Source organism: Flavobacterium dankookense, from assembly GCF_004362665.1.
Classification (GTDB): Bacteria; Bacteroidota; Bacteroidia; order Flavobacteriales; family Flavobacteriaceae; genus Flavobacterium; species Flavobacterium dankookense.
The window spans coordinates 387,556-413,029 of record NZ_SNXR01000014.1; the positions used below are offsets into that span (position 1 = coordinate 387,556).

Here is a 25,474-nt window from a genome sequence, read left to right on the forward strand (position 1 = left end):
ACAAGATTTTTCGAAATTACAAAATAATCATTTACAACGATTTAAAATCATATAATAATCTGTTATCTAGCCTATTTAACCGATAATTTACAGAATAATTTTAACGTTTTAACTACAATACTATTTTTTTCGTAACAATTTGTCCATTTTGCAATTTAATCTTTACTATTAATGATTGATTGCTAGATGAAACATTAGTTATGATAAGATCTTTGTTTTGAATATCTTTCGAATAATATAATTGCCTTCCAAGCACATCATATATAGTAACTTGATCTAAGTTTTCGAGATATGATTTTATAGTCAAATCTCTATCATTAGAAGCAACAACAACACTATTTTTAATGTTTTCGAAGTTCTGATTATCTAGTGAATTTGTTGTATATCTTATAACGAATCTATCATCAAAAGTTCCTTTTATTGATGTGAAATGATAAGGGTTTTCTTTTAAATTATGAATAATTCCTATATTTTTATCTTCTAAATATATTGTAATATCTTCATCAAAAATCCCATCTGTTTTCTTTATAGCAATGGTATGATTTCCTGCTTGAGCAATATTTAATCCCATTGGAACTTTGTCATTATAATCAAATGGCAATGCTCTTCCTTGAATTATGAATTTTTTATCTTCAATCAACGAATATAAACTTACTTTTCCACGAGGTGCAAAAAAGCAATCATACGGATTGTCTATTCCCATCGTCGCATTAGTAGCATATCCTAAAAGTGTTGTGTCAATTTCGCCTGAAGCATCATTAAAAATATCCAACCAAATTCTACTTTTCTCTACTATATTTCCAACAACTGATGATGCTTCAGGATTTAATGTTCTATAAAATCTTGAATTATCAAATACTTCATTAGAATTTGAAACTGAACCAAATCGCAAGCTATTATTAAACAACAAATCTGTTCTGTAGACATCTGGAGAAGAAGATAGTAACGTCCCAGCTGAATGGAGCATATTAACCATGAATCCTTGACCAGAAGCAATTTTTCCTGTAAACCATGGATCTGTTGAACCCATACTATTGTACATCAAATAATCAGGTAAATAATTGTAACCAAAATTATAATAGTATGGATCTGGATTTTCAGAAAGACCTAAACCATGTTTCCAAATCCAAATGGCTGGAAAAACTTTAGTATTATTTAATGCTAAAAATTTCAAAGCATCAATCGCTGAAGGATATGGATTTCCTACAAGATTCCAGTTATCATCCAGTCTTGTAACAGTTATATTATTAGAGTTTAAATAATCAGCTCCGTCAAAATCTCCTCTTTTAATTTCATTCAAAATCAAACCATTGTTTGGCGCTTGATTTCTAAATGTATGTGTAACTGGAGTTGCAGCTGCAAAACCGTTAAAAGTTCTTGCTATGTAACCCTTTCCAGGTGTCATTGTTCCAGATGCAGGATTCCAATTGCCCATTGTTCCATTAGAATTAACCACAGTTGGATTCCATAAATAACGAAATCCAGCTGGAATTCCATTTACATTATAATTCATCAAAGGCGAACTCCAATAAACATAATCAATATCTTTTGCGGTATATGTTCGTCTTACTTGAAACCTATTTGCAGTAGTATAATCACCATTATTTGTAACTCCGTCATTTACTTGAATTAATTGCGCATCATCTTCGATAAGGATACTACCATTATTTGTTAATTGATTGTCAACTCTAACATAATCACCACTTGCAGCAGTTAGAGTTCTTGCAGCTGAAACTGTTAAATTTCCGGTAGCCATTAAATCATTAGAAGCTGATGTATTAAAATTATTATCCAAAATAACATTATAAAAACTCTCAGTTCCCAAAGGTGTGACTGCATTGATTGTTTGAGTAGCTGTTCCTACAAAATGAACCGTTCCATTTCCTTCGTTAAATGCATCATTGTTTTTATTATTTATCCAATTTCCATACAAATACAATTGCCCGTCAGGAGTAGAAGTATTTCCATCATTCATATCTAATGCATTATCCGCAGCACTGTTTGTAATTGTTAAATTACCGTGAACTTCTAGTTTATTATCTAAATTATTTCCTTCTATTTTTACTTTTTCACCTGAAATAGTCAGGTTTCTTGCTTTGGCTATATATCCAGAATAAATGGCCAATGGTGCATTTTCGTCGATGGAAGCTTCTCTATCATAGCTTGTGTCGGCAACAAGTACATCAATTGTTTCATCAGGGACAATTAAGGTTTCCCAATTTTCACAATCAAACCAATTGGTATCTTTTCTTCCGCTCCATTTTCCGTTTACATAAATATCAGTATCTAATTCTACTAGATTACAACCTGCTTTAAAATCATATCCTCCAGCGTTGAACGTAGTATTGTTCGAATAGGAATCCCAGTTTAATTGATTATTTATTAAAGCAATCCAATCAAATTTTCCATTTGTTGTTGTTGTAAAATCAGGATTTACTGGATCATCAAACTTTACAAATCCATCACCTGTTGGTGCAATTGTACTAAAACATTCCATTCCAGGAAATAAAGTTGACCATCTAGTATCTTCACTTGTGCCACCTGGAACAGTATTCCATCCGCTTTCTGTCCAACCATATAAAACATTTCCTGTATATGTTGAAGTGTGTGCTGTATTATTTGTCCAAACGCCACCTTGCATAAACCAAACATCATCATCTGAATTTAAATTAAAACCTGAACCACCAATTCCTGATTTAGTCCAGTTTGCGTCTATAGAACCACAGGTGTAAACGTTAAAATGTGATCCAAGTGTGGCATTTGCAGTAGTTGTTTCGATTGTAATAATTGTTCCTTTTGGCAATGTACTTCCTGTTCTGGTTAGCACGATTACACCTTCTGTTCCACCCCAAAGATTTGCAAATTGTCTTTCATATCCATTATCGGTAATGAATAATGTTGTTCCCGGCAGTAAATCTCTAAAACACACAAAACTAATTAAATCTGTTCCAGATGCAATTTCAGTATTTGTATTTACTGCTAATACCGCCAAATCACCAGGACTTAATATTGTTACTGTTGATATATCAAATAAAGTACTTGTGCCTGGCGTTAGAACTGGACCTGTTGATGTAGCAATTAAATTAAAATCTGTTCCTGTAACCGTATGAATAATACCTGAAAATGTTGCTTGACCTAAAACAGCTGTAACTGGTGTAACAGCATTCATTGTTCCAGTACTTGTTAATGAAACTGTACCTAAAAATTGTCTGTCTCTGTTTCCACATGCATCAGTTCCTGTTACTACAACATTAGTCATTCCCGTACTAACGCCTGTAGTAATTGGTTGGGTTGTAAACGATAATTGAGTTGCAAGAATATTGATTGCATTTCTTCCATCTGTTGAAGATTGAGCCGCAAAAGTAGTTTTCCCAGATCCTGCAGGACTCAAAGTTAAATTGGGATTACTTATCGTAAAAACGAAATCGTCACCATCAATAGCACCAACGCCAAGCGGACATCTCAATGTTAAACGGAGCGCAAGTAACACAGAATTATTATCTGCAGCAACTACATTCATTCCTGTAAATGATACTTGATTTGTAGACACAACTCCGTAGGCAACAATAGCCGAAGTTACTGTATTAACCAATACGATGTCTTGAATAGTTTCGTCCCAGTTTCCTATTGCATCACCAGCAGCTTGGGTTAACACTAATCCTGTCATAGTTGTAGGTAATGCGTCAGCATCGCCTGTTGCGCCACCATCTCGTAGATTAAATCGCCACACTTCTACTCCATCGGTAATTGTAGAAATTGTTCCAATATTGGTGCTAGAAATTGTTGTCGGTTCAGAAGCAGTTACTCTTAATATATCCGATAAATTACTTCCCGTTCCTGTTCCTGTGAAATTAATAGTATATGATGCTTCATCGCTATCGTTAGTAGTAAACGTTATACTACCAGAAAACGGACCTGCTAAAGTTGGAGCAAATTGAATTGTAAAAGTAGCTGTACCTGAGCTTCCAATTGTTACATTGTAAGTGAAAGGTGCTGATGAAATGCTAAATGGCGCAACAACTGCGGTATTAGCAAATAACAACAAATTTCTGTTTCCTAAATTTTCAATAGTAAATGTTGCTGACGCATTAGAACCAGCTGAAACATTACCAAAAGCATACGTACTTCCTGTTGGATATGGTGTTGCTGCAACTCTAACATTAATTTCTTGATCTCTAAAACCTCCACTGAAATGGTTTACGGTTGGCAATGTTGTTACTCCACCATATGTTAGTGTGTTAGAACCTAATGGCGAACCCATTGGTGACCAAGTTGTTCCATTCCATTGTTGAGACTGGCTTACTGTTTCTGATCCATTCACATCTGCTGGCAAATAATTACCTGTAAAAGTATAATTAGGCGCCGTAATTCCTGTACTTGTAACAGACCAATATCTTGAAATGAAATTTGGAATTGGAATTACAGTAATCATATTTGGATGTTTACTATCATTCACCGACATTCCTAAAAAAGCACCTGTAAAAGTTCCTGCTGAAAAATTTACTGTTGCAGGAGAATATTCCATCGTTCCTGTTTTATCTCCAATTGGGAAAGTGAACGAACCTGCTGCTGTATATCCTCTTCGTAATATTCCTCCAAAAGCATTGTCGGCAATGAAATAATTACTTGAAGAAGCACCTGTTAAAGTTGTCGTAGCATTTAATGTAAACGTTTGTACATCTAAATCAACAATTCCGGCTGTTAAATTCATAGCAGTTGCAACAGTTAACTGCGAACCCATAACACAAGCTATTGCTCCAGTTGTTCTATTTACTGTAAATGTTCCTAAAGTTTGTTGTGCTGCTGTTCCGCTGAACGCTAGATTACCTATACTTCCTGTTCCAAGCAAAGTTAAACTTGAAGTTGCTGAACCTCTAAAAGTTCCGCCACCAGTTATAGTATTTGCGACGCCTGCAGTTCCAATAGTTAAACTTCTTGAGTTGATATCAAAAATATCAGAAGCACTGTTGAACGTTATTGCATTTCCGCCAAGTGGTGCTGATATAGTTAAATTTGTTCCAGCTCCAGTCAATTGAATTCCTACTGATGCTGGTTGATATACAATATAAGGAATGGTTAATGCTGTTCCAGAAATTAGCTGTAAAGCTGATGTACTCGTGAAATAAACTCTTCTATTATTTCCGTTAAAAATACCATTCGGAGCAGTAACTGTCATATTACCTCCAACTTTTAAATCATCGCCTACAGCTTGTCCTAATGTTAAAGTTCCAGCTGTCAAAACAATATTTCCTCCAATAACCAATTCACCACCAGCTGAAACACTTCCATAATTCATGTGTAAAGCTGCTGTAGCATTAGATATTGTTAAAGTTCCAGCAATAGCTTTTACTCCAACAGCTCCAGAAGCAGCGCCATTTATATAATCTAAAACGGTGTTTGCAGTTGGGATAGTAACATTGTTAGGATAACCAGGCGTAACTCCAATCGTTCCAATTCCGCTTGCATTCCATTCAAAACTTCTTCCGTATAAACCTCCAGACCTGTATTCTAAAGTTGAACTACTTCCATAAATTGGTCCATTGGTATCAATATTTCCTCCAGCATTAATTCGTAAAGTTCCTTCAACTCGTAACGAATTTGGAAGATTAACATCCAATTCTGATGAAACTTGCAATAAACCTAAAACAGGTCCAACTGCTATGTCCAATCTCGTTGGCGAATTTGCAGAAACGGTTACGTTATACGGCGGATTTGCAACGGGCCAAAACGCCTGCGGACCATTAATTCCATAGACAGTGCTATTTGCATGATTCATATTCAATGTACTCGCAACGCCATAAACAAATGAATTTCCTGTGGCAAAACCACCAGCATTTATTCTAAAAGTTCCATTGACTGTTGTAGTTCCATTATTGGTGTAAGTCATTCCTGTTTGAAGCGTTCCTCCAAGTTCTACTGTAGTTGTTGTCCCTAAATTTCTTGTGCTGTATGCTGCATCATTAACCGTAACGGTATGACCCGATTTAATAATTGCATTATCAGAACTTGTAGGAATAACACCTCCAACCCATGTAGTTGTCAAATTCCAATTTTGTGTTACACCCGAGCTTTCTATACCTGTGATTACTGGCGTAACTGTTCCATTTACAATTATATCATTTCCGGTTCCATCTCCTATACCTCCAGATCCTGCAACAGCATCTTCAGCATACATATAAACTCTGTAAGTTACAGCTGATGTTGAATTTGCTTGAGAAAACGTAAATGTAAATGTTTGAGTTGTAGTATTATCTGTAATTGTATATTGAGTGTCTAAATTGGCGGCATATCCATCAAGAGAATTTCTTAATGCTATTGCGCTCGGACCAGAAGCAGATCTTTGCAATTGAATAAATACTGAAGAAACCGAGAATTGAAAACCTGAATTTGGAGTTACAGTAAATTCCATGTAATCATTCCCAGCAACTGCATTAGCTATCGAAGTAGCTGCCCATGTAGTTGCATTAAACCTTCCTCCATTTGCACTTGCCGTTAACCCTGCACCTCTTGTTATGGTTGAAGTGGTTAGATTTGCATTGTTAAAATTGGAAACCGCAGTTGCTTCTGCTCCGCCAAGAGCAGCGAATTCAAATGTTAAGATTTGTCCATACGAACATACATTAACAAAAATCAAAGCAACAATAACGAGTAATTTTTTCATTTTCATAAAAATGAGATATATAAATTAAATTCCATAGCCGAATTTAGGGCACAAAAAAAGGTCAAGCGATATTTAGCAGAAATTGGGACTACAAAATTAAGTCTAATTTACTAAATTCCAAGTGTTTTGTCTTAAGAAATCATCAAATTATTGTATTTTTTATTAACAATAAAATAATGAATTGATGTGTTAATGTTGTGGTTTTAATTACAATAAAAAAAGAGAACTTATTTTCGTTCTCTTTTTTCTATTTATTTTCCTGTAAAAGTAGGTTTTCGTTTTTCTAAAAAAGCGGTTGTTCCTTCTTTAAAATCTTCGGTGCCAAAACACTTTCCAAAGTTTCTAATTTCTACATCAAAGCCGTCAACATCGTGTTTGAAATTGGCATTTACTGCTTTGATAGCTTTGCTTATTGCTGCTGGTGAATTGCGAGAAATTTTAGTAGCAATGCCTTTTGTAAATTCTACCAATTCATTTTGTGGAACTACATGATTTACTAATCCGTATGATTTTGCAGTTTCAGCATCAATCATTCCTGCCGTCATAATTAATTCCATGGCACGACCTTTTCCAACAAGTTGTGGCAAACGTTGTGTTCCGCCATAACCAGGAATAACGCCAAGAGAAACTTCAGGCAAACCCATTTTAGCATTGTCTGAAGCAATTCTAAAATGACAAGACATGGCCAATTCTAAACCGCCACCAAGTGCAAAACCATTTACAGCTGCAATCACTGGTGTTTTTAATTTTTCTACAAAGTCAAATAACAATTCTTGTCCTTGTGCTGCCAATTGTGCGCCTTCTTCTATCGAAAAGTTAGCAAATTCCGAAATATCTGCGCCAGCAACAAATGCTTTTTCGCCTTCGCCAGTGATGATGATTACTCTAATTTCGGGATCATTTTCTAGCGTTTCAAAAGCATCGTGCAACTCTTTTATAGTAGCAACATTTAAAGCGTTTAATTTTGACGGACGATTGATAGTAATTTGTCCGATGCCATTTTCAGTGGCAATGAGTATGTTTTCAAAGTTCATCGTATTCTTCTATTTTAATTTGTATAAATCTCTGTTTATTTTTTTGGAAGCGAAACTATAAAAGTTGTTCCTTTTCCATGTTCTGTTTCAAAAGTAATTGTTCCTTTATAATTTTCAATAATATTTTTTATAATTCCTAAACCTAATCCCATTCCGCTGGTTTTGGTAGTGAATTTTGGTTCAAAAATTTGGTCTTTGTTTTGTTCTGCAATTCCAATTCCGTTATCGGTTACCGAAATCACTACGTTGTCATCTATCTCTTTAACCGTTACAAAAACTACTTTTAAATCTTGTTCTTCTGGAATGGATTGGGTTGCGTTCTTGACTAAATTGGTAATAATTCGAATAAGTTGCGTTCGGTCCAAAACAGCAATAATTTCATCTTTCTGACTTTCAAACTGAATGTAATCTTCGTTAAAAATATCCAATGAAAATTCAACAACTTCAACCACATTCAAGGTTTCGTTTTGCTGTGCTGGCATCGTTGCAAAGTTAGAAAATGCGGATGCAACCGAAGTCATTGTGTCAATTTGCTGAATCAATGTTTTGGAATAATCATCTACTTTTTGTTTCAAATTTGGATCCTCTAAATCAAATTTTCGCTGAAAACTTTGCACGGTCAATCGCATTGGTGTCAACGGATTTTTTATTTCGTGAGCAACTTGTTTTGCCATTTCGCGCCAAGCTTGTTCGCGTTCGCTTTGTGCCAATTTGCTTGCGCTTTCTTCCAGCTTATCCACCATTTGATTATAGGCATTTATCAAGGAATTAATCTCACGACTGTTGGCTTCAATGACGATTTTTTCATTTTTTTGGTTCAAACTGGTTTCATTGATTTTATCCGAAATAGTTTTTAGCGATTTCGTGATATAACTTGCTAAAAAATAAGCCAATGCAAACGCAATAACCAACATAAAGGAATACACTTGGCTCAATCGAATAAGAAATTGTCGCAATTCCGCTTCATAAAATCCATCATCTTCTACATAAGGAATGTTCAAAATCCCGAGAGGTTTGAACTTTTCATCTTTGATTTGACTGTAGGATGAACGATTTTTTATACCATCGATACTTTTAATATCTACATATCTTTTTTCAACAGAAGATTGAACCAATTTTAGAACATAATTTGAAATTGGAGGCGACACTTTGTCGACAGAAAAACTCGCTTTGGATGATTTTACTAATTTACCTTCCAGCGAATAAATATTAATTTCAAGATTATGAATATCCGATAGTTCGTGTATTTTGTCTTTAAAAATCAAAGGAAGATTTTCAGGAGTCAACGGATAAGTCGTTGTGGAAAGCACATAATTAATGTGTTCTTTAATGGCAAATTCCTTTCTGTCTAATCGCTCTTGGTGGTATTCTTTGGCTTCGTTTTTAAACTGAATAACCGAAATCGACGCCATCAAAATAGATGCGATTACTATCAAAACTATCATTGATAGAAAAATCCTCGTTCGAAGTGAAAGTCTTGCTATTTTGAAGTTGTTCATTTGTTAGTTTTCAGTCTCAATTTTCAGTCTCAGCTGCAAACTGAACACTGAACACTGAGCACACTATTTTCTTTCTCTTATTCTTTTATAAAACTTAAATCCAAGCATAATCAAAACAGAAAATAAAATAATTCCGATGACGCCATAAATCCAGTTGAAAGCATTTTTTAAAATTACTAAAAAAACAACGGAAAACAATATAATTGTTGCACCTTCATTCCAAAGACGCATAAAATTGGAACTGTATTTAAACTGATCGTTTTGTAATTGGGAATAAATTTGATGGCATTTTAAATGATAAGCCAATAGTAAAACTACAAAAACTAATTTGACTTGCATCCATGGCATTAGCAACCATCCTGGCATTAAATACAATAACCAAAGTGCAAAAATTGTTGCTAAAACAGCACTCGGCCAAGTGATGATGAACCACAATCGATAGGTCATTATTTTATATTGCGCTAACAAAATTTCTCTCTCTGGCGAAGGCTTTTCGTCGGCTTCAATTTGATATACAAACAAACGAACAATGTAAAACAAACCCGCAAACCAAGTGATTATAAATATTAGGTGAAGAGATTTTATGTAGTTGTATTCCATTTAGAAAATCTATTATCTATCTGTCTATTATCTTTAGTCTTTCTTCTGGAAATCTTTCACCCAATTCGCCACAACACTACACCATTCGTCATCGTCATTCATACAAGGTATTGCCATAAATTCTGAACCACCATGATGTAAAAATTGTTCGTTGGCTTCCATAGCAATTTCTTCCAATGTTTCTAAACAATCAGAAACAAACGCTGGAGTTACAACGGCCAATTTCTTAATTCCTTGTTCGGGCATTTTGTTGATTTCAACATCAGTGTAAGGCGTTAACCATTTATCACCAGCCAAGCGAGATTGGAAGGTTTGGCTGTATTTTCCTTCTGGAATTCCAAGTAATTTTACCACCTGTTTAGTCGTTTGATAACACTGATGACTGTAGCAAAATTCGTGTGCTGGCGATGGCGTATTACAACATGTTCTATCCATTTTACAATGCGATTTGGTCACATCCGTTTTGCGAATATGACGTTTCGGAATTCCGTGATACGAAAACAATAAATGGTCGTATTCAAATCCTTCCAAATGCTTCTTAATTGAATTGGCCAATGCCTGAATGTAATCGGGTTTGTTGTAAAATGCGGGTACATTGGTAAACGTCATTTCTGGGAAAAACTTCTGACGCAATTCTTCTGCCAAAACCACAATTGTAGTTGTAGAAGCCATAGCATGTTGCGGATATAAAGGCATCAGCATTACTTCGGTTACGCCTTTATCTTTTAATTCTTGCAATCCTTTTTGAATGGTCATCGTTCCATAACGCATCGCTAAAGCAACTGGAATATCAACTAAACTTTGCACTTTTTTGTGCATCCTTTTTGAAATCACAATTAACGGCGAACCTTCGTCTGTCCAAATTCGAGCATAAGCTTCTGCCGATTTTTTTGGACGCGTTTGCAAAATTATTCCTCTAACTAATAAAGCACGCAATAAAAACGGAACGTCAATTACGTATTTATCCATTAAAAATTCATCTAAATAAGGCTTAACATCTTTTGGCGTTGGACTTTCTGGCGAACCTAAGTTTACTAATAATACTCCTTTCATTGTGGCAATTTTTTTTGTAAAAGTAATTTATTTACTTTTTAAGATTTTGTGTTTATACTTTTTTTATCGATTGTTTGATATACGAAATTAATAGCACTAGGTATTTGAACTTAAACTCATCAGATATTTTTTCGGGGTTGTAGCAAATTTTTTCTTAAAGGCTGCAATAAAATGACTTCCGGTGCTGTAGCCAATTTTCAATCCAACTTCGTTTACATTATACGAACCCGAATCTAGTAATTGTCGAGCGTAATCCATTTTATAATCAAAAAGAAATCCGTAAACGGTATCGCCATAAATTTGTTTGAAACCCATTTTTAGTTTCTTTAAACTTAATCCAACTTGCTCCGCTAAATCCTCTAATCCTGGAGGTTCAGCCATGTTATTGATGATAATTTCCTTGGCTTTTTTAATTTTCAAAACATTTTCTTCATCAATCAAAAACGGACATTGTTCTGCATTTGGGTCTTCGTTTCTGTTGAAAAATAAACTTAACAATTCGTATCCTTTTCCTTTGTAATACAAATTTTTTATCGAAGGATTTAAGGTGTAATGAAACATTTGACTTAATACAATGGCCATCGACGGACTGATATTTTCTTCCTTATAATATTTTTTATCGTTGTTCTCAGGACTTAAAAAAGGAATATGATTTGCCTCATTTGAAAACAAAGAATGAAACTTTTGTATGGAAATAATAACCGAAATCACCCAAGAATTTGGCGCTAATTCCAAGTCTAATGGCAACTCTTTTTGTGGATTATAAAACAACAGCGACTTCTCTTCGTTCAAATCTAAAGCATAATTTCCTTGATTGAAGACAAATTTTGCTTTTCCTTTTATTCCAAAATGAAATTGTATAAGTCCTTGATTTATATGCTTTTTCACATGAAAAATTTCATTTCCATCATTTTGAAAACGAATTAAAGTAAAATCATTTTCAATATTTATTATTTCTTGAGAACCCATAGCGATATTTTTTCGTATATAAATCTGAACTCAAGCAAAAATGTTATTTAGAATTAATCTACATAAGGGATTTGCGAAGACTTGATTTCACTACAAATTTATAATAAATAACGCTAAAAAGGTAAATCAGCTGTAAAAAATCTCACAGCGACACAAAAAGTACTTCTAGCGTTACTTTTATAAATAGTATGCTACTATTTTTGTTGAACTTTTTAAGGAAAGTAATTTATGGAAAATTTTAATATGTCGAAACATACCTCTTTTTACGCCGTAGGTCTTAGTTATAAAAAAGCAGATGCCCAAATTAGAGGTAAATTCAGTTTAGATTCTAAAGCCAAATCAACTTTATTGATGCAAGCCGAAGCCGAAGGAATCGAATCTTTAATCGTTACTTCAACTTGTAACCGAACTGAAATTTATGGTTTTGCCAATCATCCATACGAACTAATAAAACTACTTTGTGAAAACAGCCAAGGCTCAGTTCCTGAATTTCAAGAAGTAGCATACATCTACAAAAATCAAGATGCTATCAGCCACATGTTTCGCGTTGGAACTGGTTTAGACAGTCAAATTCTTGGTGATTTTGAAATTATCAGCCAAATAAAAACTGCTTTTGCAGAAAGTAAATCAAATGGTTTGGTAAATGCTTTTCTCGAAAGATTAGTTAATTCAGTGATACAAGCAAGCAAAAAAATAAAAACCGATACCGAAATTTCTTCTGGAGCAACATCGGTTTCTTTTGCGTCGGTTCAATACATCATTAGAAACGTTGAAGATATTTCCAATAAAAATATTTTGCTTTTCGGAACAGGAAAAATAGGTAGAAACACTTGCGAAAATCTTGTAAAACACACAAAGCATCAACAAATTACATTAATAAATCGAACCAAAGATAAAGCGGAGAAATTGGCGCAAAAATTAGATTTAGTCGTTAAAGATTATGCCGATTTACAACTAGAACTTCAAAAAGCTGATGTGGTTGTGGTTGCTACTGGCGCGCAAAACCCTACGATTGACAAAACGATTTTGAATTTAAAAAAACCGCTACTCATTTTAGATTTATCCATACCAAAAAATGTACATGAAAATGTAAAAGAAGTTGAAGGTGTAACACTAATTCACCTTGATCATCTTTCACAAATGACTGATGAAACACTAGAAAATCGTAAGCTACATATTCCAGCTGCCGAAGCTATAATTGAAGAAATAAAAGAAGAATTTTCAGCTTGGGCAAAAAACAGAAAATTTGCTCCAACTATTCAGGCGTTAAAAGAAAAATTAAATTCTATAAAAGAAGGCGAACTAAACGTACAACGCAAAAAATTATCCAATTTCGACGAACAACAAGCCGAACTTATCAGCAACAGAATCATTCAAAAAATAACCAATCATTTTGTAAATCATTTAAAAGATGGCGACTCAATGGATGAAGGAATTGAATGGATTGAAAAAGTTTTTCAATTAGAACAAGAAAAATCATTTTTTTAATTAAAATTATTTGAAACATTAAGAAATTAAGATTCATTTAGAACAAATTAAAAAATGACAAAAAAAGAAGTAACTAAATTATCTTTCGAAATAACTGGATTGGCAATAAAAGTTCATAAAAAACTAGGTCCAGGACTACTAGAAAGTGTTTATGAGCAATGCTTAAAATTTGAATTAGAAAGAAATGGATATGACGTTAAACAACAGCTTAATGTCAAAATTGAATATGATGATTTAGAGTTAGATTCAACATTAAAAACAGATTTATTAGTTAATGATACAGTAATTGTTGAACTAAAAACAGTCGAAAAATTGGCACCTATTCATGAATCTCAACTTTTGACCTACATGAAATTATTAGAAAAACCTCAAGGATTACTGATAAATTTCTACACAACAAATATCACAAAATCAATGAAGCCATTTGTTAATGAATATTTTTCAAGATTAGATGATTAAATGCTTAATGAATCTTAATTTCTTAATGTTTCAAAAACAATAAAATGGTTAATAAAACAATACGAATAGGAACACGCGATAGCGAATTAGCCCTTTGGCAAGCGCACACAGTTCAAAAACAACTCAACGATTTAGGATACAAAACCGAAATTATTGCTGTAAAATCCCAAGGTGATATCATTCTTGATAAGCCACTTTACGAACTTGGAATTACTGGGATTTTTACCAAAACACTCGATATTGCAATGATTAATGGTCAAGTTGATATTGCGGTTCATTCCATGAAAGATGTGCCAACCGCTTTGCCAACGGGAATCGTTCAAGCTGCCGTTTTAAAACGCGCCAACGTATTGGATATTTTGGTTCACAAAGGAAATTTAGATTTTTTGGAAAACGAGGGAACAATTGCCACCGGAAGTTTGCGTCGTCAAGCACAATGGTGGAACAAATATCCAAAACATACTGTGGTAGATTTACGTGGAAATGTAAATACACGCATGCAAAAACTTAACGATAACGATTGGAATGGAGCCGTTTTTGCAGCTGCAGGTTTGGAACGAATAAATTTAAAACCAGAAAGTTTTATAGATTTAGATTGGATGATTCCGGCACCTGCACAAGGTGCAATGGTTGTGGTAGCAATGGCAAATGACAATTTTACTATTGATGCTCTCTCACAGTTAAATCATATAGAAACAGAGATTTGTACTTATATCGAAAGACAATTTCTTAAAACACTCGAAGGCGGATGTACTGCACCAATTGGAGCTTTAGCAAAATATAATGAACCAAACGATACAATAGAATTTGAAGGTGTGTTACTTTCGATTGATGGAAAACAAAAACTGGAAATCAGTAAAAAAGTTGATATTTCAGAATGGAAAAAACTAGGATTTTCTTGTGCCAAAGAAATTCTAGAAAACGGAGGAAATGAACTAATGTCCGAAATTAGAAAACAATTAAAAAAATAAATCTTTAAAGTCAAAACACTTAATTTTCTTAATTTCTTAATGTTTTAAAAAGTTAAAAAAAATAATGTTCAAAAAATAAACATGGAAAATGAAATTCGCATAGTATCAACTAAATTGCTTTCGGAAGACCAAAAGTTACCCTTGTTGAGCGCGAATTTTTCGGTAATTGACAAAGATTTTATTAGCATCAAATACCATAATTTCAATTTTGAAGAATTAAACGATTATTTAATTTTTACCAGCCAAAATGCGGTAGAAAGCGTTCTTTTACATAATAATATTGACCAAATTAAAACCAAAAAAGCATTTTGTGTCGGCGAAAAAACCAAAAAACTTTTGGAACAAAACGGAATTGAAGTTGTTCTGTTTTCAGAGTATGCTGCCGAATTGGCTTCGGTAATTTGTAACCAATATTCCAAAAACAGTTTCACGTTTTTTAGCGGAAACATTCGTCGAAACATTTTGCCAGATGCGTTACAATTGGCACAAATAAAAATGGATGAAATCGAAGTATATCAAACCGTTTTAACGTCGCATAAAATTGACATGAGACACAATGCAGTACTTTTTTTCAGTCCTTCTGCAGTAGAAAGCTATCTGAAAGAAAACGAAATAGACAATAAAATATGTTTTTGCATTGGTTATACAACTGCTGAAACTTTAAAAGAAAAAACAGAAAACATCATCATTGCATCACAACCAAAAATTGAAAACGTGATTGCAGAAGTGATAAAATATTATAATTAAAATAAGACCTGACAGGTTTACAAAACCTGTCAGGTCTAAACCAGAAAAGATATGATCAAAAACGACCTATTCCTTCGCGCCTTAAATAATGAAACCGTAGAACGTCCACCAGTTTGGATGATGCGTCAAGCCGGAAGATATTTACCAGAATTCAGAGCATTGCGAGACAAATACGATTTTTTCACTCGTTGCGAAACACCAGAATTAGCAGCCGAAATTACGGTTCAACCTATCCGAATTGTAAAACCAGATGCTGCTATTTTATTTTCAGATATTTTGGTTGTGCCACGTGCCATGGGAATTCACGTAGAATTGAAAGACAATTTGGGACCAATAATTCCAAATCCAATCCGAACCATGGAACAGGTAAATCAAGTGTTTGTTCCAAACATTCAAGAAACTTTGGGTTACGTAATGGATGCAGTAAAATTAACCAAAGAAATGTTGAATGATGAAGTACCGCTGATTGGTTTTGCCGGTTCGCCTTGGACAATTTTCTGTTATGCAGTAGAAGGAAAAGGTTCCAAAAGTTTTGATACAGCCAAAGGATTTTGTTTTTCAAATCCAGTTGCGGCACATACTTTACTACAAAAAATCACCGACACCACGATTTTATATTTGAAAGAAAAAGTAAAAGCAGGTGTCAATGCCGTTCAGATTTTTGATTCTTGGGGCGGAATGTTGTCGCCAGTAGATTATCAAGAATTCTCTTGGCAATACATCAACCAAATTGTGGAAGCTTTAGCAGAAGATACAAAAGTGATTGTTTTCGGAAAAGGATGTTGGTTTGCCTTAAATGATATGGCAAAATCCAAAGCTTCAGCACTTGGAGTAGATTGGACATGTTCAGCAAGAAATGCTCGTTATTTGTCAGGTGGAAAAATCACATTGCAAGGAAATTTCGATCCAAGCCGATTACTTTCCCCAATTCCAACCATCAAAAAAATGGTGCACGAAATGATAGACGAATTCGGAAAAGACAACTATATCGTAAACCTTGGTCACGGAATTTTACCAAATATTCCTGTCGATCATGCGAAGGCTTTTGTGGAAGCGGTTAAGGAGTATAATTCTTAAAAATATTTTATGTCTTTTAGGGATATTTGGAACAATGGATTTGATTTTGAGAATTTCGACAAAAGATGGTTTATTTTGTTATTTTTCCCTTTTGTTATTTGGTTCTTTTTTCAAATTCTTAATTTCACTCCATATAACATAAATAAACAATGGTATGACATTCATTTTAATGATGAATTAAACGGGAAAGTTATAAAAAAGTGGAAAGACAATAGAAGCAATCCTATTTTTAAACTTTCAGATTCTACCGAAGGATTTGGCTACAATGTCACTTGGAGTAAAATTAAAATTGGAGATTCAGTTTACAAACAAAGTAAATCTAAAATACTGAAAGTTATTAGGAAAGACACAGTCATAAATATAAATATTCAAGAAGAATATAATTATCAAGATAGTATTATTCGCAATGAAAGATAAATTTCTAACCTACATCCAAAACCTCCAAAACCAAATCACTTCCAAACTAGAAGAAGTGGATGGCGTTGCCAAATTCCGTGAAGACAATTGGGAACGACCAGAAGGTGGCGGCGGACGAACTCGTGTTATAGAAAACGGAAACATTTTTGAAAAAGGCGGCGTAAACATCTCTGCAGTTCACGGAAAATTACCTGAAGCCATGCGACAACTATTTAACGTTGGTGAAGCCGATTTCTTTGCTTGTGGATTGAGTTTAGTAATTCATCCTAAAAGTCCGATGGTGCCAACGGTTCATGCCAATTGGAGATATTTTGAAATGTACGATGAAAATGGTGAAATTATAAATTCGTGGTTTGGCGGCGGACAAGATTTAACACCTTATTATTTATTTGAAGAAGACGGAAAGCATTTTCATCAAACGTGTAAAACGGCTTGCGACAAACACAATCCAGAGTTTTATCCAAAATATAAAAAACAATGCGATAACTATTTTTGGAACGCGCATAGAAATGAAGCTCGTGGACTTGGAGGATTATTCTTCGATTATTGTAAAGAATCCGAAGAAATGTCAATGGAAGATTGGTACAATTTCGTAACCGAAGTCGGCAACAGTTTTCTAGAAGCCTACGTTCCAATTGTAGAAAAAAGAAAAGAGTTACCTTATACTGAAGCACAACGAACTTGGCAAGAAATCCGTCGTGGTCGATATGTAGAATTCAATCTAGTTCACGACAAAGGAACTTTATTCGGACTAAAAACCAACGGACGAATTGAAAGTATATTAATGTCTTTGCCACCAAACGTCCAATGGGTTTACGACCATCATCCAGAAGCTGGCAGCGAAGAAGAAAAATTAATTAAAGTATTAGAAAATCCAATTGAATGGGTTTAAGTTAAACCATATAAGAAATATAAGAACACATAAGAAATACTTAAATGACCTTATATTCCTTATATGGTACATAATAGTAAAACAATTTCGGTTTGTGCCCTTGTGCCTTTGCGAAAAAAATTTAATTAAACCATTAAGAAATTAAGAAAAGTTAAGTCAAATTCTTAATAAAACTTAATATCTTAATGGTTCAAAAAACAAAAAATATGTTTCCATTACAAAGAAATCGTCGTTTAAGAGTAAACGAATCAATCAGAAGTTTAGTTCGCGAAACCACATTAAGTCCAAGCGATTTTATGTTCCCAATGTTCATCGCAGAAGGCGAAAACATAAAAGTAGAAATTCCATCCATGCCAGGAATTTTTCGTCGTTCCATCGATTTAACCGTCGAAGAAGTTAAAGAATTATTCGACTTAGGAATTCGCGCTGTAAACATTTATGTAAAAGTAGATGAAAGCCTAAAAGACAACACCGGAAAAGAAGCTTGGAATCCCAACGGATTGATGCAACGCGCCATCAAAGCAATAAAATCTGCCTGTCCAGAAATGATAGTTATGCCAGATGTTGCTCTTGATCCTTACTCAATTTATGGTCACGACGGAATTATAGAAAACGGCGATATTGCCAACGATGCAACCAACGAAGCCTTAGTAAAAATGGCAGTTTCTCACGCACAAGCTGGAGCCGATTTCGTAGCACCAAGCGATATGATGGACGGACGCGTTTTGCGTTTACGTCAAGGTTTAGACGCTGCAGGATTTCCAAATGTTGGAATTATGAGCTATTCTGCTAAATACGCTTCGGCATTTTACGGACCATTTCGTGACGCTTTAGACTCTGCGCCAAGAGAAGCTGACGTTGTCGTTCCAAAAGACAAAAAAACCTACCAAATGGATTACGCCAACCGCATCGAAGCCATCAAAGAAGCGCTTTCTGATGTAGAAGAAGGCGCCGATATGGTCATGGTAAAACCAGGAATTGCTTATCTTGACATCGTTCGCGAAGTCAAAAACGCTGTGAATGTTCCCGTTACCGTTTTCCATGTTTCAGGCGAATATGCCATGATTAAAGCCGCTTCCGAAAGAGGTTGGCTCGACCACGACAAAATCATGATGGAACAATTAATGTGCATCAAACGCGCTGGAGCAAGCCTAATATCGACTTATTTTGCCAAAGAAGCTGCCATTTTGTTAAACCAAAAATAGGAGCGAATCGTTCGGGATTTATCAGTAATCCATTTTCCTGCTGCCTTTCCAAAGCTCGCCAAAAAAAGGCGAGGCTTTTCCCTTGCATCAGGGCTAAAAAATAAAGGAATTGAATTTTTATAAACATGAAAAAATACATACTAATCGCTTTAATCACAACATTGGTGTCGTGTAAAAAAGAAACCGAAACCAATTTAGACCAGCCAAAACACGATGAAACTTCGGTTACAGTTTCAGGCGAAGAATTATTTTCAGGCAAAGGAACTTGTACAGCTTGTCATTTACCCGACCAAAAAGTAATTGGTCCAAGCATTACCGAAATTGCCAAAATTTATAAAGAAAAAAACGCCAGCATTGTTTCTTTCCTAAAAGAAGAAGCCGAACCCATCGTTGATCCAAGCCAATATGAAGTAATGAAAGCTAACTTCGCCATCACCAAGCAAATGAGTGATGAAGAACTAAAAGCATTGGAAGAGTATATGTTAAGTTTTGCAAAATAAATCTTTGCGAACCTTGCGCCTTCTTCGTGTACTTTGTGGTAAAAAAATTTTATAGGATGAAAACCTGCTTTATCAATTCACCACTTGGAATTACCAAAATCGTCGGCGATGAAAACGGCATTGCAGAAATAGCCATTTTATCAGAAGGTAACCTTTCCAAAACAATTCCACTAGAATTACAAGAAGCAGTGGCACAACTAAGCGACTATTTTGATGGAAAACGTCAAGACTTCAACTTAAAATTAAACCCAAAAGGAACCGATTTTCAGCAAAAAGTGTGGCAAGAATTACTCCAAATTCCTTTTGGTAAAACCATTTCATATCTCGATTTATCCAAAAAACTCGGTGATGTAAAAGCCATTCGTGCTGTTGCTTCTGCTAATGGCAAAAATCCGCTTTGGATTGTTGTTCCGTGTCATCGCGTTATTGGAACTGATGGTTCACTTACTGGTTATGCTGGAGGTTTGTGGCGAAAGAAATGGCTCTTGGAACATGAAAACCCTACAACACAACAATCATTGTTTTAAAATTAGTTTCAATTTAATCTGTTTTTTTAAAAAAACTTCCTCAATTAAACTGTATAGTTCTCTCTAAAATCACTTTTTAGATTTTTAAGCCATTAAAAAGGAAAAATTAGTGGTTTCTGATAGATTTGTGTTTTTTGCAGCCATTTCTATTGACTTTGATGCTAAATTTCAATAATTATATCAATTGAATTAACTTAACATTACCACAACAATTGCATTGAATCTTCCATTTTTATTGATTTTAAGGAAAACGATTCCCAATCATAATATACTATTTCATTCGTTTTAAGTTAAATTATTAATAGTATAGTTTCTATATCTTATTTTAAACAAAAGAAGAAAAATAATAGTCTATTTTTATGAATTATGAAATTTTTTAAGTTATGAAACCACAGTACTCCATTTTTTTAAAAAGAACGTTTTTAGCAATCGCATTTGTAATTTTAGGCAATTGTCAATTGAATGCACAAATTTTATCCAATGGCAATTTTGAGAGTGGCGGAAGTGGTGTTGGTTTTTTGGTTCATGATTATACTTTGATTAATCCATTAAACGGAACTAGTAATCCAGGTTTTTATGGAAGAACAACTAATCCAACAATAATGAATTCCACCTACATTTCGGGTGGTGATCATACAACAGGAACTGGAAATATGTTAGTTTTTGATGGCGCAAGCGTTGGGAACAAATTCTTTTGGACTACTGGAAGTACTGGTGGAGCAATTGGAGGATTTACTGCTGGAACAACTTATACCTTTAGTTATTGGATTAAATCAGTTTCTAATGCTGTTACAGAAGATAGTTCAACACGAGCAAATATTGGTATTTTCTTTGTGAATGCAAATGGTATAAACCCAACAAATTTAAATAATTTAGCACCTTTACCATCAGAAGGATGGAAAAAAATAAGTTACTCTTTCGTTGCCACAGCTAATAATGTAATGGTTCGTTTAAGAACAATTAATGCTGGTCCAATAGGAAATGATTTTGCTGTTGATGATTTTTCAATTACTGAAGGTGCGCTTCCTTTTACCGGAACTTATTCTTCTATAAATCCAACATGTCCTGGCGCAACTGATGGTTCAATCAATGTTAGTGCAAGCGGCGGATTTTTACCTTATGGAAATTATAATTTAACAGGTACAGCTACACAATCTAACACAACAGGAATATTTACTGGTTTAGGTGAAGGAACATATAATATAACTGTATCTGATGCAAACAATCAAGTTTATAGTGAGACCAATATTGTGCTAACGGTTCAAAATGATTTAATACTAAGTAGTGCGGCTACTATTTGCGAAGGCGAAACAACTGCACTTTCGGCAACAGGTGGAATTGGTACTTATACTTGGACTGCCAATCCACCAGATAGTTCTATTACAAATCCAAATAGTGCAACACAAAATGTAAGTCCAACTGTAACTACAATATATACTGTTACATCAGGACAAGCATCAGACCCAACAAATTTAGTTGTAAATGGAGATTTCTCTCAAGGAAATGTAGGTTTCATAACCGAATATAGCGAAGTTGCTGACCCAAGTCCGTTTGGCGTTCAATCTTCTTATTTTATAGTCACTAATCCAAACAATTGGTTTGCTCCGTTTTCTTCATGTGGTGATCATACAACAGGAACTGGAAATATGATGGTATTTGATGGTTCTACTGATCCAACGGGAACTATTAAGGTTTGGAGTACAGAAACACCTGTAACTGTTGAGCCAAATACAGATTATACTTTTTCGTACTACATAGCTTCGGTAGCTCCAGAAAATCCTGCTAAAATTGAAATCACTATTAATGGCGTTTCTTTAGCAACGCCAGTAACTGCTCCTTCAACAACTTGTTTGTGGACATTAGTATCGCATAACTGGAATTCGGGTTCAAATACTACTGCAGATATTACAATGTTTAATAGAGAATTTGTTGGAACAGGAAATGATTTTGCAATAGATGATTTATCACTAGAAGAAACTGTAACTTGTATTTATCAAAAAACGGTAACAGTAACTGTAAATGAAAAAATAACACCAACTTTTAATTCCGTAAATGCTATTTGTGAAGGCGGAACTTTAAGCGCGCTTCCAACGACATCGTTAAATGGATATACTGGAGTTTGGTCGCCAGCATTAAATAATCAAGATACGACAACTTATACATTTACGCCAACAGCTGGGCAATGTGCTTCAACAGCTGAACTTACAATAGTTGTAAATGTACCTGTAATTCCAAATTTCACAGCAGTTAATCCAATTTGTGAGGGTGAAACTTTAACTGCTTTACCAACAACTTCAACAGATGGTTTCACAGGAAGTTGGTCTCCAGCATTGAATAATCAAGATACTACAACGTATACATTTACACCAACAGCAGGACAATGTGCAATTAACGCCGAGCTTACTATAGTTGTAAACTCACTTGTAACTCCTGATTTTGTGGCTGTTAGTCCAATTTGCTCTGGTGATACTCTTGATGCACTTCCAACAACTTCTACGGATGGATTTACAGGAAGTTGGTCGCCAGCATTAAATAATTCAGCTACAACAACTTATACATTTACTCCAAATGCAGGACAATGTGCAACAAATGCTGAGCTTATAATAACGGTGAATCCATTACCAGAATTTACCATTTCAGAAGGTTGTGTTGGTTCAAGTTATACATTAAGTGCTATTGAAACCGACGCAACAAATTCAACTTATGAATGGTACAATCCATCAAATATTCAAATTGGAACTGAGTCGTCCGTAGTAGTATCTACAGCAGGAATATATAAATTAATTGTAACAAAAAATGGCTGTTCAGACGAGCAGAACGTTAATGTTCTTGCTCCGTTTTGTTCAATCCAAAAAGGAATTTCGCCAAATAACGATACCGAGAATGACAACTTTGATTTGAGTGCATACAATGTAAACAATTTAAAAATCTTCAACCGATATGGAACAACCGTTTACAGCAAATCTTCTTATCAAGATGAATGGTATGGTCAGTCTGACAGTGGAGATGAATTGCCAGATGGAACTTATTACTATATTATTGATTTCGCAGATTTAGAAACAAAAACAGGTTGGATTTATGTTAATAGAGAACAATAATTAATCTATTAAAATCCTTTTTTCAAAGAAATAAACTAAAATGTTTATAAAGAATAGTGGTTTAATCTCCCATTTTTTAAATTAATGAGCCCTTTTAAAAAAATAATTACTTTTTTGCTTTTATTGCTGTCTGCGTTTAATTATGCACAGCTTGGATTTTGTTCAGGAAGTAAAGGAGATCCTATTTTTACCGAGAATTTTGGAAATGGAACCAATTATGGTCCAGCTTTACCTGCAGGAGTTACCAATTATACTTTTATTACAGGTAATCCAAATGATGGGTTTTATACTTTATACTATAGAACAAATCTCTACAGCACATGGCACTATTCTTTAGATCATACACCAGATGCAACTAACGGAACAAACGGTAAATCTTTAATTGTTAATGCTAACGCAAGTACTTCGGGAGATTTTTATAAAAGAACTGTTACAGGACTTTGTGTAAATACTACATTCGAATTTTCTTCATGGTTAATGAATGTTTATAATCCTGGTTCAGGATTTTGTGGTGCTAATGAAATTCCAATAAATGTTCGATTTGAAATTTGGAATGATACTGAAACTATACTTCTAGGTTCGGGAAATACAGGAAATATTATTGGAACTGCTACACCTATTTGGAGACAATTTGCTCTTGTTTTTACAACGACAAACCAAACATCCGTTGTTCTAAAAATGAAAAATAATGGTTTAGGTGGTTGTGGAAATGATTTAGCTATTGATGATATTGAATTTAGATCATGTGGTGAATTAACTACAGTTACAAGTCCATCTGCAGTTGGCAACAATTTTGTTACGTGTCAAAGTCCTACTTCAATTCAACTTCAAGCCAATACAACAGGAAGTTCTACACATTTTTATCAATGGCAAACTAGTACAGACGGAATAACTTGGACAGATATATCTGGAGCTAATAATCCGACCTACACGACACCAAATTTAACAACCCAAACTTATTTCAGAACAAAAGCAGCACAAGATATTGCTAACCTAAGTAATCCTTTTTGTTCAACATTTTCTGATGTTTTTACCATTTCATTTTCAACAATTCCAAATAACAGTGTTAGTGATGGAGATAAAGTTATTTGTAGTGATGAACCCATTCCTACCTTATCTGTTACTGCCGATTCTACAACTGGAATTAATTGGTATGACGCTGCAAGTGGAGGCGTTTTATTACAATCAAATTCAACTTCATATACACCAATAACCGGTGGAACTTATTATGCTGAAGCATATGATTTAATATCAAATTGTACAAGCACTACAAGAACTCCTGTTAGTCTTACTATTGTTCCGTTACCTGTAGCAACAATTTCTGGAACTGCTTCGATTTGCACTGGAAACTCAACTGTTCTTACTTTCAACGGCACTCCAAATTCTATTATAACTTATAATATTGATGGAGGTTCAAATCAGAATATTACATTAGATTCAAGTGGTGTGGCGATTTTGACTACTGCAATTCTAACCTCAAATACAACTTATAATTTAGTAAGTGTAACATCGCCTATCTTAAATACGTGTATAAATACTATAAACAGTTCTTTTTTAATTACTATAAATCCTGCTTTAACTGCAACTATTTCAGGCTCAACTTCAGTTTGTAATAATACAAGTACGATTTTAACTTTTACAGGAACTGCGAATGCAACAGTAACCTATAATATAAATGGAGGTTCTAACCAAACCATCATATTAAACTCAAGTGGTATTGCAAATTTAACAACTGCGAATTTAACCACAACTACAAATTATAATTTAGTAAGCATTGGCTCAAGTGGACCAAATGGATGTACTCAATCTTTATCACAGATTTTTACTATTTCTATAATTCCACTCCCAACCGTTTCCATTACCAGTGATTCTCCAACCTGTACAGGAACATCAGCCACGATAACATTTACAGGAACACCAGATTCAACGGTTACGTTTAACTATGATTCAAATCCAAACGAGACAATTTTGCTCAACAATTTAGGAACAGCAAATATCGTAACACCTATCTTAACTTCCGATTCTACATACACTTTAGTTAGTATTCAAGACAGTAATTCGCCGTCATGTTCACAACCCCAAACCGCATCCACAACGGTCATAGTCAACGACGCGCCAATAATCAACACACCAACTGCCTATGAAGTTTGTGATGAGAACACAGACGGATTATCCTGTTTATTTGATTTAACGACTAAGATAAATCAGATTACAGGAGGCGATCCAAATGTTGTGGTTGAGTTTTTTGAAACATCAACAAGTGGTGTTGTTTTACCC

At 34.4% G+C, this 25,474-nt stretch carries 18 protein-coding genes; 12 read left to right on the top strand and 6 right to left on the bottom strand.

Annotated elements, in window-relative coordinates:
• Window positions 1-112: 112 nt before the first annotated feature.
• The 6 genes from BC748_RS10145 to BC748_RS10170 all read right to left on the bottom strand — a co-directional run bounded on the left by BC748_RS10145 (window position 113) and on the right by BC748_RS10170 (window position 11,816).
• Entirely contained in the window at window positions 113-6,661 is a 6,549-nt protein-coding gene (locus BC748_RS10145) for a T9SS sorting signal type C domain-containing protein (protein WP_162846444.1), read from the bottom strand.
• 251 nt (window positions 6,662-6,912) lie between these two features.
• Window positions 6,913-7,695, bottom strand: coding sequence for an enoyl-CoA hydratase/isomerase family protein (locus tag BC748_RS10150; protein WP_133533376.1), 783 nt, complete (start codon window positions 7,693-7,695; stop codon window positions 6,913-6,915).
• Between the two features lie 35 nt (window positions 7,696-7,730).
• Window positions 7,731-9,140, bottom strand: coding sequence for a sensor histidine kinase (locus BC748_RS10155; RefSeq protein ID WP_133533403.1), 1,410 nt, complete (start codon window positions 9,138-9,140; stop codon window positions 7,731-7,733).
• 117 nt (window positions 9,141-9,257) lie between these two features.
• Window positions 9,258-9,794, bottom strand: coding sequence for a CopD family protein (locus tag BC748_RS10160; protein ID WP_133533377.1), 537 nt, complete (start codon window positions 9,792-9,794; stop codon window positions 9,258-9,260).
• Window positions 9,795-9,827: 33 nt separating this feature from the next.
• A complete protein-coding gene (hemH, locus tag BC748_RS10165) occupies window positions 9,828-10,847 on the bottom strand; it encodes a ferrochelatase (RefSeq protein WP_133533378.1) in 1,020 nt (339 codons plus the stop codon).
• Window positions 10,848-10,943: 96 nt separating this feature from the next.
• The gene (locus BC748_RS10170) at window positions 10,944-11,816 is read right to left on the bottom strand and encodes a helix-turn-helix transcriptional regulator (protein WP_133533379.1); all 873 of its coding nucleotides are present in this window, start codon (window positions 11,814-11,816) and stop codon (window positions 10,944-10,946) included.
• Window positions 11,817-12,044: 228 nt separating this feature from the next.
• On the opposite strand from BC748_RS10170, the gene hemA reads away from it, so the two are divergent.
• The 12 genes from hemA to BC748_RS10230 form a co-directional block, all read left to right on the top strand.
• Window positions 12,045-13,304 (top strand): glutamyl-tRNA reductase, encoded by a 1,260-nt coding sequence (gene hemA, locus BC748_RS10175; protein ID WP_133533380.1) that lies wholly within the window; start codon window positions 12,045-12,047, stop codon window positions 13,302-13,304.
• Window positions 13,305-13,358: 54 nt separating this feature from the next.
• A complete protein-coding gene (locus BC748_RS10180; RefSeq protein WP_133533381.1) occupies window positions 13,359-13,763 on the top strand; it encodes a GxxExxY protein in 405 nt (134 codons plus the stop codon).
• A gap of 44 nt (window positions 13,764-13,807) precedes the next feature.
• Window positions 13,808-14,734: a hydroxymethylbilane synthase gene (hemC, locus tag BC748_RS10185; RefSeq protein ID WP_133533382.1), complete on the top strand. Its 927-nt coding sequence runs from the start codon at window positions 13,808-13,810 to the stop codon at window positions 14,732-14,734.
• A gap of 81 nt (window positions 14,735-14,815) precedes the next feature.
• Window positions 14,816-15,481, top strand: a complete 666-nt coding sequence (locus tag BC748_RS10190) for a uroporphyrinogen-III synthase (RefSeq protein ID WP_133533383.1) — start codon at window positions 14,816-14,818, stop codon at window positions 15,479-15,481.
• A 51-nt stretch (window positions 15,482-15,532) separates the two neighbouring features.
• A complete protein-coding gene (gene hemE, locus BC748_RS10195) occupies window positions 15,533-16,558 on the top strand; it encodes a uroporphyrinogen decarboxylase (RefSeq protein WP_133533384.1) in 1,026 nt (341 codons plus the stop codon).
• 9 nt (window positions 16,559-16,567) lie between these two features.
• Entirely contained in the window at window positions 16,568-16,975 is a 408-nt protein-coding gene (locus BC748_RS10200; protein ID WP_133533385.1) for a hypothetical protein, read from the top strand.
• Window positions 16,965-17,867 carry an oxygen-dependent coproporphyrinogen oxidase gene (gene hemF / locus BC748_RS10205; RefSeq protein ID WP_133533386.1) on the top strand — a complete coding sequence of 301 codons (903 nt, stop codon included), beginning with the start codon at window positions 16,965-16,967 and terminating at the stop codon, window positions 17,865-17,867. Before BC748_RS10200 ends, hemF begins: the two co-directional genes overlap by 11 nt.
• Before the next feature lie 206 nt (window positions 17,868-18,073).
• Window positions 18,074-19,072 carry a porphobilinogen synthase gene (gene hemB / locus BC748_RS10210; RefSeq protein WP_133533387.1) on the top strand — a complete coding sequence of 333 codons (999 nt, stop codon included), beginning with the start codon at window positions 18,074-18,076 and terminating at the stop codon, window positions 19,070-19,072.
• Window positions 19,073-19,197: 125 nt separating this feature from the next.
• Complete coding sequence (locus BC748_RS10215) at window positions 19,198-19,572, top strand: c-type cytochrome (protein WP_133533388.1); 375 nt, start codon at window positions 19,198-19,200, stop codon at window positions 19,570-19,572.
• A 56-nt stretch (window positions 19,573-19,628) separates the two neighbouring features.
• Window positions 19,629-20,099 carry a methylated-DNA--[protein]-cysteine S-methyltransferase gene (locus tag BC748_RS10220; RefSeq protein ID WP_133533389.1) on the top strand — a complete coding sequence of 157 codons (471 nt, stop codon included), beginning with the start codon at window positions 19,629-19,631 and terminating at the stop codon, window positions 20,097-20,099.
• Between the two features lie 383 nt (window positions 20,100-20,482).
• Entirely contained in the window at window positions 20,483-23,197 is a 2,715-nt protein-coding gene (locus BC748_RS10225; protein WP_133533390.1) for a T9SS type B sorting domain-containing protein, read from the top strand.
• An 84-nt stretch (window positions 23,198-23,281) separates the two neighbouring features.
• On the top strand, window positions 23,282-25,474 hold a 2,193-nt coding region (locus BC748_RS10230; RefSeq protein WP_425459551.1), incomplete at its 3' end, for an immunoglobulin domain-containing protein.

Coding starts and splice junctions, on each gene's coding strand:
- BC748_RS10145 (WP_162846444.1), bottom strand. CDS start 6,661: ATGAAAAAATTACTCGTTATTGTTGCTTTGATTTTTGTTAATGTATGT.
- BC748_RS10150 (WP_133533376.1), bottom strand. CDS start 7,695: ATGAACTTTGAAAACATACTCATTGCCACTGAAAATGGCATCGGACAA.
- BC748_RS10155 (WP_133533403.1), bottom strand. CDS start 9,140: ATGATAGTTTTGATAGTAATCGCATCTATTTTGATGGCGTCGATTTCG.
- BC748_RS10160 (WP_133533377.1), bottom strand. CDS start 9,794: ATGGAATACAACTACATAAAATCTCTTCACCTAATATTTATAATCACT.
- hemH (WP_133533378.1), bottom strand. CDS start 10,847: ATGAAAGGAGTATTATTAGTAAACTTAGGTTCGCCAGAAAGTCCAACG.
- BC748_RS10170 (WP_133533379.1), bottom strand. CDS start 11,816: ATGGGTTCTCAAGAAATAATAAATATTGAAAATGATTTTACTTTAATT.
- hemA (WP_133533380.1), top strand. CDS start 12,045: ATGGAAAATTTTAATATGTCGAAACATACCTCTTTTTACGCCGTAGGT.
- BC748_RS10180 (WP_133533381.1), top strand. CDS start 13,359: ATGACAAAAAAAGAAGTAACTAAATTATCTTTCGAAATAACTGGATTG.
- hemC (WP_133533382.1), top strand. CDS start 13,808: ATGGTTAATAAAACAATACGAATAGGAACACGCGATAGCGAATTAGCC.
- BC748_RS10190 (WP_133533383.1), top strand. CDS start 14,816: ATGGAAAATGAAATTCGCATAGTATCAACTAAATTGCTTTCGGAAGAC.
- hemE (WP_133533384.1), top strand. CDS start 15,533: ATGATCAAAAACGACCTATTCCTTCGCGCCTTAAATAATGAAACCGTA.
- BC748_RS10200 (WP_133533385.1), top strand. CDS start 16,568: ATGTCTTTTAGGGATATTTGGAACAATGGATTTGATTTTGAGAATTTC.
- hemF (WP_133533386.1), top strand. CDS start 16,965: ATGAAAGATAAATTTCTAACCTACATCCAAAACCTCCAAAACCAAATC.
- hemB (WP_133533387.1), top strand. CDS start 18,074: ATGTTTCCATTACAAAGAAATCGTCGTTTAAGAGTAAACGAATCAATC.
- BC748_RS10215 (WP_133533388.1), top strand. CDS start 19,198: ATGAAAAAATACATACTAATCGCTTTAATCACAACATTGGTGTCGTGT.
- BC748_RS10220 (WP_133533389.1), top strand. CDS start 19,629: ATGAAAACCTGCTTTATCAATTCACCACTTGGAATTACCAAAATCGTC.
- BC748_RS10225 (WP_133533390.1), top strand. CDS start 20,483: ATGAAACCACAGTACTCCATTTTTTTAAAAAGAACGTTTTTAGCAATC.